The 13,199-nt window shown below is 58.7% G+C and carries 7 protein-coding genes and 3 pseudogenes; 3 read left to right on the forward strand and 7 right to left on the reverse strand.

Annotated features, from left to right (window positions below; genetic code table 11):
• The first annotated feature begins 20 nt into the window (after positions 1-20).
• Positions 21-464, forward strand: a complete 444-nt coding sequence (locus tag AACG97_RS23455; RefSeq protein WP_033690841.1) for a TadE/TadG family type IV pilus assembly protein — start codon at positions 21-23, stop codon at positions 462-464.
• Complete coding sequence (locus AACG97_RS23460) at positions 461-3,106, forward strand: PAS domain-containing sensor histidine kinase (RefSeq protein WP_054881997.1); 2,646 nt, start codon at positions 461-463, stop codon at positions 3,104-3,106. Before AACG97_RS23455 ends, AACG97_RS23460 begins: the two co-directional genes overlap by 4 nt.
• Here the strand turns inward: AACG97_RS23460 and AACG97_RS23465 are convergent.
• Entirely contained in the window at positions 3,091-5,046 is a 1,956-nt protein-coding gene (locus tag AACG97_RS23465) for a pilus assembly protein TadG-related protein (protein WP_225785925.1), read from the reverse strand. The genes AACG97_RS23460 and AACG97_RS23465 overlap by 16 nt on opposite strands.
• Before the next feature lie 141 nt (positions 5,047-5,187).
• Here AACG97_RS23465 and AACG97_RS23470 point away from each other — a divergent pair, with 141 nt between their 5' ends.
• Positions 5,188-5,478: a DUF3509 domain-containing protein gene (locus tag AACG97_RS23470; protein WP_009684480.1), complete on the forward strand. Its 291-nt coding sequence runs from the start codon at positions 5,188-5,190 to the stop codon at positions 5,476-5,478.
• 17 nt (positions 5,479-5,495) lie between these two features.
• On the opposite strand, the pseudogene AACG97_RS23475 reads toward AACG97_RS23470, so the two are convergent.
• The 6 genes and pseudogenes from AACG97_RS23475 to AACG97_RS28165 all read right to left on the reverse strand — a co-directional run.
• Positions 5,496-6,181: pseudogene (locus AACG97_RS23475) on the reverse strand (hypothetical protein); the annotation flags it as partial.
• A gap of 234 nt (positions 6,182-6,415) precedes the next feature.
• Positions 6,416-6,643, reverse strand: coding sequence for a DUF7716 domain-containing protein (locus AACG97_RS23480; RefSeq protein WP_225785924.1), 228 nt, complete (start codon positions 6,641-6,643; stop codon positions 6,416-6,418).
• Positions 6,644-6,660: 17 nt separating this feature from the next.
• Positions 6,661-7,811, reverse strand: a protein-coding gene (locus AACG97_RS23485) for an IS3 family transposase (protein ID WP_182275479.1) whose coding sequence is annotated in 2 segments (ribosomal slippage) — positions 6,661-7,577 and positions 7,577-7,811 — 1,152 coding nt in all. Because the reading frame shifts where the segments join, the coding sequence is not laid out codon by codon here.
• A gap of 541 nt (positions 7,812-8,352) precedes the next feature.
• Positions 8,353-9,906 (reverse strand): annotated as a pseudogene (locus tag AACG97_RS23495) (RHS repeat-associated core domain-containing protein); the annotation flags it as partial.
• Positions 9,907-10,281: 375 nt separating this feature from the next.
• Positions 10,282-10,731 carry a DUF6386 family protein gene (locus AACG97_RS23500; RefSeq protein ID WP_082438003.1) on the reverse strand — a complete coding sequence of 150 codons (450 nt, stop codon included), beginning with the start codon at positions 10,729-10,731 and terminating at the stop codon, positions 10,282-10,284.
• Positions 10,732-11,167: 436 nt separating this feature from the next.
• A pseudogene (locus tag AACG97_RS28165) lies at positions 11,168-13,195 on the reverse strand (RHS repeat-associated core domain-containing protein); the annotation flags it as partial.
• Between the last annotated feature and the right edge of the window lie 4 nt (positions 13,196-13,199).

The following is a 13,199-nucleotide window of genomic DNA, read 5'->3' on the forward strand; positions in this document are numbered from 1 at the left end:
TGGTCAGGGTAGACGCAATCATGAAAGCAGGCCCGGCAAAACGGCAGCACGGTGCGGCAGCCATCGAGTTCGCCGCGGTGTTCATGATCTTCTTCGCCGTGTTCTACGGCCTTGTCAGCTATTCCCTGCCCATGCTCATGCTGCAATCGTTCAACCAGGCAAGCGCCGAGGCGGTGCGCCGGTGCGTGGCGCTGGACCCGGACAGCCCCAGCTACACCAACGATGTGCAGAACCTGGCCCGCCAGGTCATCAGCCAGCAGTTGCAGTGGCTGCCTGCTGCCTTCGACTTCCAGCCAGCCAGCGACGCACAGGTTACCTTGGGCACCGACAAGCTGCTGACGGTAGCCATCGATTATCCCAAGGCAAAACTCACCCATGTGCTGCCCATGCTGGTGCTGCCGTTGATTGGCGAGGTACCGCGCCTACCCGACCGGCTGCGTGCCGAAGCGAGCCTGCAACTGTGAACGGCCTGTTCGAACGCTGGCTCGGCGGCCAGGCCCCGCTGCCGGCAGAACAGCACCCTCCAGCCACCGGGTTGCAATTGTGGCTGGATGATCAAGGCCACGTGCTGCGCCTGGCCGGGCCGCTGCGCACGCTGCTGCCGGCAAGCCCGCACCACGCCGCGCGGGTGCATGACTACCTGCAACGGCATAGCTGGCTGGTACTCGAAGGCGCCCCGGCGGACTGGCAGGGGCAGCCGCTGGACCTGGACTTCGTGACCGTGCACGGCACTGCTCTGCATACGCGCGGCTGGCTCCTGCGCCAGGCTGACGGGTGGCTGCTGCAGGTGTTCGATATCGGCGACCTGCTGGGTGAGCGCGAAAACCACGCCCATGACCTGGCGCAGCACCACCTGGCCTTGGCGCTTGGCCGTGCCATGCGTGACTGCGACGAACAGCACCTGCTGCCGACCACAACCGCTCAACTGCAACACTTGGCCGAGCACTGGCAGGCGGGGGCCCTGCGCCTGCTGCTGCCAGGTGACAGCGGCTGGTACAGCTACGCCAGCAGCGATGCCGTTTGGCCCTGGGCAGACGACGAGCGCCTGCGTGCCTGGCTGCATACGTTGCCAGCCGCCGCTCGGCAGCTGGCGGCCGAGCACCCGCTGCTGCAGTCGTCGGCTGCCGGCCTGCCGCTGGTCGCCCTGCCCTACCAGCACGGCCATTGTGTTCAGGCCTGGTTACTGTGTGCCGGGGCACCAAGGCCACCCACACCCCAAGCGCAGGCTACCCTGGTGCCCGCGCTGGTCGAACCGCTGCTCAGCCGCCTGCGCCAGCAGCAGCTGCAGCAGCGCGCCTGCCACCTGGATGAACTGCAGCAGCAACTGGGCGCTGGCTGGTGGTCATGGCCCTTGCAGGGGCCACTGGCATTCGACCCAGCCCTGGCATCACGCCTGGGCCTGCCGCGGGATGCCACCTGCGAACAATGGTTCGGCCGTTTGCACCCGGCCGACCGCGAAGCTGCACGCATGGCGCTGGCGCAACTGCGCGACGGCATCGCCTTGAACCTGAACCTGCGCCTGTTGCCCGCCGACGACCTGGCGGGCCCACGCTGGCTGCAGTGGGTCGGCCAGCTGCGCGGGCGCCAGGTTCAGGGCTTCGTGCTCGATATCAGCGCCTTGAAAGCCCAGGAGCTACAGGCCGGGGCGGCCCGCGCCCGGCTGGAAAACCTGATCGCCAGCTCGCCAGCGGTGATCTACATCCAGCGCTACGCCGACGGGGCGCTGCACAGTGATTTTTTCAGCGCCAGCCTGACACCGCTACTGGGCTGGCCCAAAGACGGCGAATTGGCTCAGCAGCCCGGCCAGGCGGTGCACCCGGACGACCGCACGCTATGGCTGGAACGTACGCGCACGCTACTGCGCGACGGCCAGGTTCGCAGCCGCTACCGCTTGCGTGATGAGCGCGGCGGCTATCACTGGATACTGGACGAGGCCCGCCTGCTACGTGACGACCTGGGGCAACCGGTGGAGGTCGTGGGCCTGTGGCTGGATGTCAGCGAGGCCACCGAGGCTGCCGAACGCGTGCGCCAGAGCGAGGAGCGCTACCGGGCGCTGGTGGAAGACTCGCCCGCGCTGATCTGCCGCTACACGCCTGCGCTGCAATTGCTGTTCGGCAATCGGCCGCTGGCCGAGCTGCTGGAGTGCCCGCCACAGCAACTCGGCGCAATGAACCTGGGCCAGTGGATGAGCGACAGCCAACGCACGGCGTTCGTGCAGCGCCTCGCCACGCTGAGCCCGCAGCAGCCGTTGAGCAGTGCCGAGGTCTGCCTGCAATTACCGGGGCGCCGCAACGCCTGGTGGGTGTGGGCCGAGCGTGGCCTGTTCGATGAGCACGGGCAACTGGTGGAGATCCAGGCAGTTGCCCGCGACAACACGGCAGTGCGCCATAGCCAGCAGCAACTGCTGCAGGCAGCCAAGATGGCCACCTTGGGCGAACTGGCAACGGGGCTGGTGCATGAACTCAACCAGCCATTGACCACCATGCGCCTGGCGGTGGTCAACGGGCTGAAACGCCTGGAAAGCGGTGCCGCCGATGTTCCGTACCTCACAGGCAAGCTGCAGCGCATCGACAACCAGCTGGAGCGCGCCATTCGCCTGGTCGAGCATTTGCGCACCCATGGGCGGCGGTCCGAGGTGGAACAGCAGGTGTTCGCCGCCTGGGTGGCGGTGCTCGGTGCGCAGGGGCTGCTGGCCGAGGGTTTGTGCGGCAAAGGCGTGACGCTGGCCATCGAGGCGCCCGAGCGGTGCCCGCACGTGCTTGGCCATCAGGACCAGCTCGAGCAGGTGCTGATCAACCTGGTGGTCAATGCGCGGGACGCTTTGCTGGAACGGCGCGTTGCCCACCCACACATCCGCGTAGGCCAGCGCATCGAGCACGGGCAGTTGTGCCTGCTGGTGGAAGATAACGCCGGCGGTATCGACCCGCGCCTGCTCGAGCGCATTTTCGAGCCGTTCTTCACCACCAAGCCAGCAGGGGTCGGCACCGGGCTCGGTTTGTCGGTGAGCCACGGCATCGTCGATGCCATGGGCGGCAGGCTGGCGGTGCACAACCGCAACGAAGGCGCCTGCTTCGAAGTGTGGTTGCCGATCTACAAGGCCAACTGAGCGCGGTTGGCACAGGTGAGGTTGGCGCCGACCTCGGCGTTGACCAGGTCGATGCCAAGGGCCTTGAGCAGCACGTTGAGCAAGGGGTCGAGCAACGGGCTGAGCAGGTTCCTGATCAAGGGCTCGACGATACCTTTGACCGTGCCGAGCACGTTGCCAACCAGCACCAGCACATCGCCTAGGCCGCTGTTCACGGTGGGTTTGTAGGCTTCCAGCTGTATGCCCTGCAAGGTCTCGGCCAGGCTGCCGACGACCGTGCTGTTGGCGGTTTGCATGCTCTGGTAGGCAGGGCTGAGGCCGATGTTGGGCGGCACGCTGTCGGGCGCCTGGAACACCAGTGGGCGCTCGACGGCCCCGCTGCCCAAAACCTTGCTGTTGACGCGCACGCCCAGCCCGCCTCCAGTGAAGGGCATGCGGGCGTCACAGATGGCGGGCAGTATCAGCAACCGGGTACACCGCTTGGTACCGATGTCCACCAATGGCAATGCTTTGACCACCGTGGTGCCGCTCATGAAGAACGCATTGCTGGACTCGAAACGCCCCACCGCAACCTTGGCCGCCGAGCTTTGCGCTTGCGTGACAAGGCGCTTGGGTGAACAACTGAAGGTGCCTGGGGCCTGCGGGTCGAGGCGCGTGGTCGCTTCCGCCACCTCAAGGCCGATATCCAGCGACAGCTTGTCCGGGACCAGGATGATATCGGTGACAGTGCACGGCACGCCGACCAGGCACAGTACCGATTGCAAGGTACTGGCGAGGTTCAGGCTCAGCAGGTTGTTGAGCACATTGGTGATCGGCCCGACCAGGTCGAGTACCGCACTGAGCAAGCCGAACACCGAGTCGAGCAGCGGCAGGTCGAGCGAAATCATCGCCCGCACCTGCGCGGTATGTACCCGCAATTCATCGGTGCGCGGGTCACCCACCGCAGAAATCTGCTGCGGCTCGATCACTTTCAGGCGGACCCGGCCATTGACCAGCCCCAGCACGCTGACCGGCAAGTCCACCGTTGCCGCACTTTCACTGACCGCCAGCTGGATAACGCCCTGCACCAGTTGCAGCAACTGGATGCTGGCATCCAGCCCGGCCTGCGTGGTGCCGTTCTGGATGTCGAGCAAATCGCCCAGCTGCAGCAAGGTGCTGTTGCTGGCACCCAGTGCCAGCTTGCCCAGGTTGGTCACCACGTTGGCGGCCGCGCCGCTCTGCTGCAGTACTTTCACCGCCGCCTGCAGCAGTTGCGTAGCGGTAGCATCGGCGCTGAGCAGTTGCCGATAGTCACCGGCCTTGAGGTTGAGGTCGATGGCCAGTTGGTCCAGGTAGCGCAGCACGTTGAGCTGGGTGCTGGCAATGCCTTGCCAACCGGCCACATCAAGCTGCACGTTACCGCCCAAGGCACCAAGCAGGGCATTGAGCAACGCCGACTGTCGCGAATCGACGGTGGCCAGGGTGGTTCGGATACTCAGCATGGCCTGCGGTGGAACAGGCGACGATGCCACCGCATGGGCGTGCAAGGTGGTGGTCAGCGGCACCCCTGTGCCCTGTGCCAGGCTATACACCCCCGCCGCGACGCTGGTGGGGACCGTGTTGCTCACATCTACCCGGATCGCCTCGGTGCGGTTGTTGTCCGTGGTGAAGGTGCGCAGGCTGTTGGCGCCGGTCTGCAAGTAGCCGCAGCTGGCCGCCAGCGGGTTGCCGGGCGCATGGCCGTTGCGGGTGGCCGCCGCCCGGGCAACCACCGTGGCCTGCGGCCCGCTGCCGGTGCAAACGGCATACTGGCCGGCCGCCTCCAGCGCGGCCATGTCGGCAATGCGTTGCAGCTTGCGCTGCTCCAGGTACAACCGGCCGCTGTCGATCACCAGCAGCATGAACAACAGCGCCAGGCCCAGGGTAACCACTGCCATGAGGCCGATTGCGCCACGCTGGCGGGCAGCGAATGAGGGAAGCACGGGCACTCCTTTGCCGGCCATTGGCCATGCGTCGCGGCTGCGATGCAAGGAGTGTAGTTGCGCTAATGGCCAATTGCCCTACTTGAACGAACCGGGTGCGGGCCGGTCAATTTCTGCAGTCCACCTTTGCAGGCTTCAGGCATGAACAATCCATTCGAGCAGATCAGCGCCGCCTTCGCCCCCGAATACCGGGTAAACCTGAGCATTGCCAACCTTGACGGCAGCATCATGCTGACCCTTTCCGATGACGCTGGCGTGGTTGCCAAGCGCCTGATCACCCGCGCCCAGCGCAACGACCCGGTGCGCCTGCAGCGGGTGATCGACAGCATACGCCTGGGCCTGGCCATCGAGCTGGGCCAGAACCCCTTGCAGGTGCTGGCTGCGCTGACCCGCGACGCCCGTCACGAGCCACGTGCGTTCTTGGCCAATTGAGGGTTAGTTGCGCTGCTACCGGTGCTAGGCACTTGCGATAGCTTGTCTGCTGGCAAGGTCTCGGCAAGCTGGCAGGCCTTGCGACTCATGGCGTCATACCGAAGCAGCTGGTGAGCTTGCTCAGGGGGCGGTAGACCTCGCGGTGGAGGTCGTCGCGCTCCATGTCGCTGATCACCTGACCGTCCAGGTTGAACTGGTGCAGGTGGTTGCCCTTGCGGCCATCCGGCAACGTCAGGGTCGTCAGGTTGCTGAGCGGGTCGTACTCATAGCCCAGCGTCCCGTCGGGCGTGATTTCCTGCGTCAGCCGGCCCAGCAGGTCATAGGCGTACTTGAGCTTTTCTTCCGTGATACCAAACTTCTTGCTTGTCCCAGTTGGTTGCCGCTCGATGCTCAGCAACCGGTCGCCATCGTCATAAGCGAATGTCTGCGTTGCATCGCTGTTGATCTTGGCGATCAAGCGGCCAATGGCATCACGCTCGAACAGCGTATGCCGCTCTGGCCGCTCGGCATTTTCGCCGTAGCCAATCTCATCCAGTCGCGTGAGATGGCCACCGACGTTGTAGCTGAAACGCCGGGTCAGGTTATCTATCCGCACCTCTTCAATCAGCCGGTCCGACACGTCGTAGGCAAAGCTGTAGGTCGCGTTGTTCTCGTTGACCAGCGACGTCAGTCGCAAGGCCTTGTCATAGCCGTAGCGAACCATCTCTCCTTTCGGGTCCTGACGGTTACTGGGCAAACCACGGGAAGTGCGCAGCAGGCGGGTGGTCTGGCCTTTGCCATCGGTGTGGCTGAGCACCTGGCCAAGGCCGTTGTAAGTGAAGGTTTCCGTGGTGCCGTCCGGGTGGCTAATACGCAGCATTTCACCGTCTGGCTTGCGCTCAACATAAGCTCTTTGCCACTTCTTGCCCTAGAAACAATTCCTAGTAAACCTTGCAATCTAGAATTCTAAAAAAGCGTCATTTTCAAAATAGTATTTAAAAGCTTCAAAGTAATCCTCAACAGTGGCCGAGGGAAGCTGCTGGTCCGTATAATTAATTACATCCTGTATCATTGGAGTGTCTAGTGTCTCGATCCATCCTTCATTAGCCACCTGCGGCGGGAGATAATCAGTCGAATCTGGAGGAAAGTCACGACTATCTAATGAGAACGCACCCTTTGTATCCATGAATCGCCCCTGGTTTCCTAGACACTCTCCAAGCTCAGGAAATAGCGTTTCTCATATTCTATTGGAGACAGCTGCATAGCACTGCTGTGTCGGCGTTTAGGGTTATAGAACATTTCGATGTAATCGAAAATATCACTTCGGGCTTCTTCACGGGTTGTGTAGATCTTTCGTCGGATTCGCTCCCGCTTCAAAAGCTGGAAAAAGCTCTCGGCTACGGCATTGTCGTGGCAGTTTCCCCGCCGGCTCATGCTGCTGATTACATTGTTAGCCTTCAAGAAGCTTTGCCAATCTGAGCTACTGAACTGACTACCTTGATCTGAGTGAATCATCACTTGCTGCTGTGGCTTGCGTCGCCACACAGCCATCAACATTGCGTCGATAGCCAGGTCGCTGCACATCCTTGGCTTCATTGACCAACCAATTACTTGGCGTGAGAACAGATCCAGCACTACCGCCAGATAGAGCCATCCTTCATAGGTGCGGATGTAAGTGATATCTGTCACCCAGACCTTGTTCGGCTCACTGACCTTGAACTGCCGCGCGAGGTGGTTGGGCGAGGCCACTGTTGGTTTTCCACCGTAAAACCCTGGACGCCGCCGATAGCCCGTTTGCGAACGCAGCCCCTCCGCCTGCATCAAGCGCCCGACTCGATTTCGTCCGCATTCCTCTCCCAGCTCACGTAGGTCATCGTGAATTTTGCGGTAGCCGTATACACCTCCGCTTTCTAGCCAAGCGTGTTTGATCAAGCCAAGCAGACGTTGATCTTCTTTTGCTCGGGCAGATTGAGGCTCGGCCAGCCAGGCGTAGTAGCCGCTGGGGTGCACCTTGAGGGTTTGGCAAAGGCGCCGCACCGGGTAATCAGTCGAGTGCTTCTTGATGAAGGCGTACTTCAGCCGCACTCCTTGGCAAAGTACGCGGCGGCCTTTTTTAAGATGTCTCGCTCTTCCGTCACGCGCTTGAGTTCAGCGCGCAGCTTGCGCAGTTCGGCCTGCTGATCGTCGTCTTGCTGACGCTGCTCTTGGGGCTTGCTGTAGACCTTGATCCAGGCGTAAAGGCTATGCACGGACACGCCCAGGCGCTGGGCGACATCGGCGACGGGTTTGCCTTTCTCGGTCACTTGCTTGACCGCTTCGATCTTGAATTCTTCGGGGTAACGCTGACGACTCATGGCACCTCCTATTTGGGCCTCATTATGAGGCTTGGAGGTGTCTACGAAACCAGGGGCGATTCACCAGGGTCCAATTGCTATTTGGCAAATAGAACCAAGAGTCCGGCATTTTATCCAGATTTTCTAGAACTTCTCGTATGCTATAAACTCTCATAACCACCTCAGCACGATGTGTTTTGTAATGCCTTAAATCCACCCTTTTGATTAGGATGTAAACTCGCTTGCACCGGTCCCTTCGCTTGGTGTTGCGCTCTCGGAATAAGCTCAACATCTTTAGGGGACTGAGCATTATGGTGCCAAGAGTGGTTTGGTGGGCTTCTGTCACTGAAGCCTCCTCTGGGTCCGGGTTGAATATGCTCCACTACTTCAGCGGGTAAAGCAGCCTTAAGCTCAGGGTCTTGTAGCGTACGATTGTATAGCTCTTCATTAGCATATTTGAAATGTGCCCCCCTGTTCAAACTATGAATTTCTTGCGGCATCTCTATACTGGTCCATACGCTATATTGTGAACTAGATAGCGACGACCGCTACCGTCTACACCAGACCACCCCCACGGATCAATCCAATTGATGGGATTGAGCGTATAAAAATATAAATTTAGCCCGCCTGCTAATCTAATCGGGTCTTGAGTAGCAAAACGCCCAGCTTCCGGATCATAATATCTAAAGGTATTGTAGTGCAGTCCTGATTCATGATCAAAGTACTGGCCTTGGAAGCGTAGGTTCTGCTCAACCTTACTAACAGTTAGATGTTCTATCGCCCCCCAAGAGCGATAGGTCGCCTGCCAAACGACCGTGCCGTCGCAGTCGGTCAGCTCCAGCGGCGTGCCAATCTGGTCAGTATGGAAGTAATAGACCTTCTGCCCTTCCCCTTCAACCTGATCAACCCGCGCCAACGGCGCATAGCTACCCGGCTCGTACAGGTACAAGATGCTGTGCCCAGGCGTTTCCTCCCTCAGCATCCGCAAGCCTTGCCAGAGAAAGTGCTTCAGTTCGACTTCATCATTGATCTCAGCCCGCTTGGCCACCCGCCGCCCAAGGCTGTCGTAACGATATTCACCTCGGCTCTCCAGCTTGCCATTGACCACCGTCTCAGCCCTAACCAGCCGGTTCTAGCAGTCATAGGTAAAGTGCTGCAGCTTGCTGTGCCCCGAGCGCTTCTCGATCAGGTTGCCCCATGGGTCGTAGCGGTACTCCTGGTCCCGCCACTGTTTGATGCGGTTGTCCTTGACCTTGGCAAACTGCCGCGCATTGAAGTCCAACCGGTTGGCTGCCGGGTCGTAGCGGAATTCCTCGCTGCCCACCAGCGAGCCGGTATCACGGCTGCGCAACTGGCCATTGGCTTCATACTCGTACTTGATCTCGCCACGCAGCTTGTTCAGCGTACGCACCAGTTCACCCGCCGGGTCGTATTGGTAACGGCGGTGGATTGGGTTGTAGGCGTGCTCGACCAGCAACGACGTGTTGATGCCGGCGTTGTGAACCTGCGACAGCTTGTCGGCCGGCAAGGTCGAGGCTAACTGCCAGGCCTTGCGCCCCATGGCGTCATAACCGAAGCAACTGGTGAGCTTGCCCTGGGTGCGGTACACCTCGCGGTGCAGGTCATCGCGCTCCATGTCGCTGATGACCTGGCCGTCCAGGTTCAACTGGTGCAGGTGACCGCTGCCGTAGTACAGGTGATTAACCTTGCGGCCATCTGGCAGAGTCAGCGTGGTCAGGTTGCTGAGCGGGTCGTACTCATAGCCCAGCGTCCCGTCGGGCGTGATGTCCTGCGTCAGCCGGCCCAGCAGGTCATAGGCGTACTTGAGCTTTTCTTCCGTGATACCAAACTTCTTGCTTGTCCCAGTTGGTTGCCGCTCGATGCTCAGCAACCGGTCGCCATCGTCATAAGCGAATGTCTGCGTTGCATCGCTGTTGATCTTGGCGATCAAGCGGCCAATGGCATCACGCTCGAACAGCGTGTGCCGCTCTGGCCGTTCGGCATGCTCGCCATAGCCAATCTCATCCAGTCGCGTCAGATGGCCACCGACGTTGTAGCTGAAACGCCGGGTCAGGTTATCTACCCGCACCTCTTCAATCAGCCGGTCCGAAGCGTCCGCCGGTGGCGCTGATGTCGGTCAGCGTGCCATCGGGTGTGCGGGTGAAGTGCAGGAAGTGGCCGAGGACGTTCTCGATGCGTTGCAACGGTACTTTAGTGTTGGTGTTTGGCACTTCACCAAAGTAGAAGAACAGGTTGTCGAGGGATGTAGTGGCGGCCCTCGGTGCACACCAGGTACACCTGCTCGTGGGTTGTATCTACCCGGTCATTACCAACTCAAGATTAACGGCTCAGGCGCTTTAATCGATAAAGTACAATACAACTACTGGGCAAAGCTGACGTCTTCCGTCAGCCGCCTACATTTCCTCTATTAAAGAGCGCCTTCTTCAAACTAACAGACGTCTCGCCACCTCACCAAACCTTCCATCAAACCCTAAGCACCAAGCCTTATCGAATCTGTTAAAGCATTCCTAAATTTATTAGATGGTGAGAAAGCCAAACAGATTCCCCCATCCTCGACCTTGTAGCCCACATAGTAATTTCCTGCTTCGAGACTGATAAACTCACCTTGTACTGCATCCGAACCGTCAGGCTCTAGCCCCCCTCCAGAAGTGTCTTCTCCGGCGCCTATGAAAACTTGACCAGAAGGAACCTTCAAATAAACGCCACCACTTGGAGCAACCAAACTATCTACAACTTTTACTTGATACCGCCCATCCGCACCCAAATTCAAAAAAGCAATATTACCCTCGTTCATTTCAGAAATTTCATCACTTTGAATACTCCACCAATCAAATGTATCACTCGTTCGATGGCGTATTGCTTGCAAATCAAACACCGCCAGGGTCGCAGTATCTGTAACAACATCAAACTCGATAGCCATGCTTCACTCCCATATTATCTCGTTAATCATATCACCGGGCTTTAACCCAGCACGCCTACCAGCAACTTTCAGGGAGCTACCCACACTTTTATTGATTGTCTCACTAAGCATTTGCAATGCGTTGGCTAGCAGCCCCACCAACAATAAAATCAACGGGATGATCGGCATTGAACCTTGAAAGATCAGGTGCTTCCCCGAACATTCTTTCGTAACGCTCGGTGACTGCTTTTCGATACGACGCTTGAAGCGAAGAAATTCGGACATCATGCGTTCCAGGTGACCAAACCAGCTCACCTCGCTTAGCAGCCCGGTTGAGTGCATTTTTCTTTTTTATAAACTGCTTCTCTAAAAAAGTTTTTCCCGCACTAGAAAGCCCCGGGCTTGACAATGCTTTGGGCTTACTTACTGTCAAGGCAGCTGAGCACGTCCACTCTAGAGGGTCAACCCAGTTTTGCGGGTTAGGTCCGTACTGATAGAGATTCAATCCTCCAGCCAACCCTACTGGATCCTGGGTAATGAATCTCCCCGCTTCCGCATCATAGAATCGGAAAGTTGTAATACAGCCCGATTTCGCCATCAAAATACTGGCCTTGAAAGCGCAGGTGCTGATCGACCTCATTGATGGGCAGACTCTCTATTGCACCCCATGAGCGATACGACGCCTGCCAAACGATCCTGCCATCTCTATCCGTCAGTTCCAACGGTGTACCAATCTGGTCAGTATGGAAGTAATAAAGCTTCTGCGCTTCCCCTTCAGCCTGATCAACCCGCGCCAACGGCGCATAACTACCCGGCTCATACAGGTACAAGATGCTCTGCTTCGGCGTCTCCTCACGCAGCATCCTTAGCCCTGCCAAAGAAAGCGCTTCTGTTCGACCTCGCCGTTGATTTCAGCCCGCTTGGCCACCCGCCGCCCAAGGCTGTCGTAACGGTACTCGCCTCGGCTTGCCAGCTTGCCATTGACCAACGTCTCCGCCCGCACCAGCCGGTTCTCGCAGTCATAGGTAAAGTACTGCAGCTTGCTGTGCCCCGAGCGTTTCTCGATCAGATTGCCCCACGGGTCGTAGCGGTACTCCTGATCCCGCCACTGTTTGATGCGGTTGTCCTTGACCTTGGCAAACTGCCGCGCATTGAAGTCCAACCGGTTGGCTGCCGGGTCGTAGCGGAATTCCTCGCTGCCCACCAGCGAGCCGGTATCACGGCTGCGCAACTGGCCATTGGCTTCATATTCGTACTTGATCTCGCCACGCAGCTTGTCGAGGGTGCGCACCAGTTCACCGGCCGGGTCGTACTGGTAACGGCGGTGGATCGGTTGTAGGCATGCTCGACCAGCAATGAGGTGTTGATACCGATGTTGTGCACCTGCGACAGCTTGTCGGCCGGTAAGGTCGAGGCGTATTGCCAGGCCTTACGCCCCATGGCGTCGTAGCCGAAGCAACTGGTGAGCTTGCCCTGGGTGCGGTACACCCCATGGTGCAGATCATTCCGCTCCACGTGCTGATCACCTGACCGTTCAGGTACAACTGGTGCAGATGCCCGCTTCCGTAGTACAGCTGATTGACCTGAGCCCGATCCGGCAGGGTCAGTGCATTTTAGCCAAGGCCCTCTCGAGCCTGCTTACATCCTCAACCTTTCCACCTTTATCAACAAATGAATGCCAAGCTGGGATTGCTTTCTTAAATAGGTCCAAGCACTCACTGGTAACATCAGATTTTTTAATAACCAGATCCAGTCTCAGCCCCCCTTATCGTCAAATGGGTTTAATTTTATAAGTTTTTTCGCCCACAAAAATTTCATTATCGCAGTATATCGATCAACAACCTGCCTCTGATAAGCCTCGCTTTTATTACGACTCAAAAGCATCGGAATACTACATAGCGTGAAATCCAAGTCACTCATTTACAACGCCTCTTACCTTGCATGAATCACAGTTGAAATATCATCAATTTCAATTAATTTTTTTGCCCCTGGCTCACGTACAAATATCTCTCCAACCTCACGAATACGCATTTCTTTTTCCAACTGTGCAAATTTGAGTGCAGTGAGGCTCGTAACTTCCTTTGCAGTACCAGTCCCCTCGGCGTTTTTGATAACAAAGTCTACTCGTTGACCTCCCCGGGCTGATACGCAGCACTTAGCCGTCGGGCTTGCGCTCCAGCGTGGTGGTCTGGTTCAGCGCGTCCGTTACCGAGACCAGGTGCTGGCGCTCGTCATAGCGGTAGTACGTGCTCTTGCCCGAGCAGTCCTGGTAGCGCTCGACCTGGGCCAGGGTGTTCCACCACAGGTACTTGGACTTGTAGGTCGCATCGATGATGGTGTGCGGCAGGCCCTCATCGCTGTTCAGGCACTCGGTCATCTGGCCGAGGGCATCGAATTCGGCGAGCAGGTTGCCCTTGTCGTAGCGCGCTCGCCAGGTGCTGCCGTCCGGGTAGCTGACCTGGGTCACCAGCATGGTCAGGTGGTGAAAC

Origin of the sequence: Pseudomonas sp. Nvir, assembly GCF_963778085.1 — a bacterium.
Classification (GTDB): domain Bacteria; phylum Pseudomonadota; class Gammaproteobacteria; order Pseudomonadales; family Pseudomonadaceae; genus Aquipseudomonas; species Aquipseudomonas juntendi.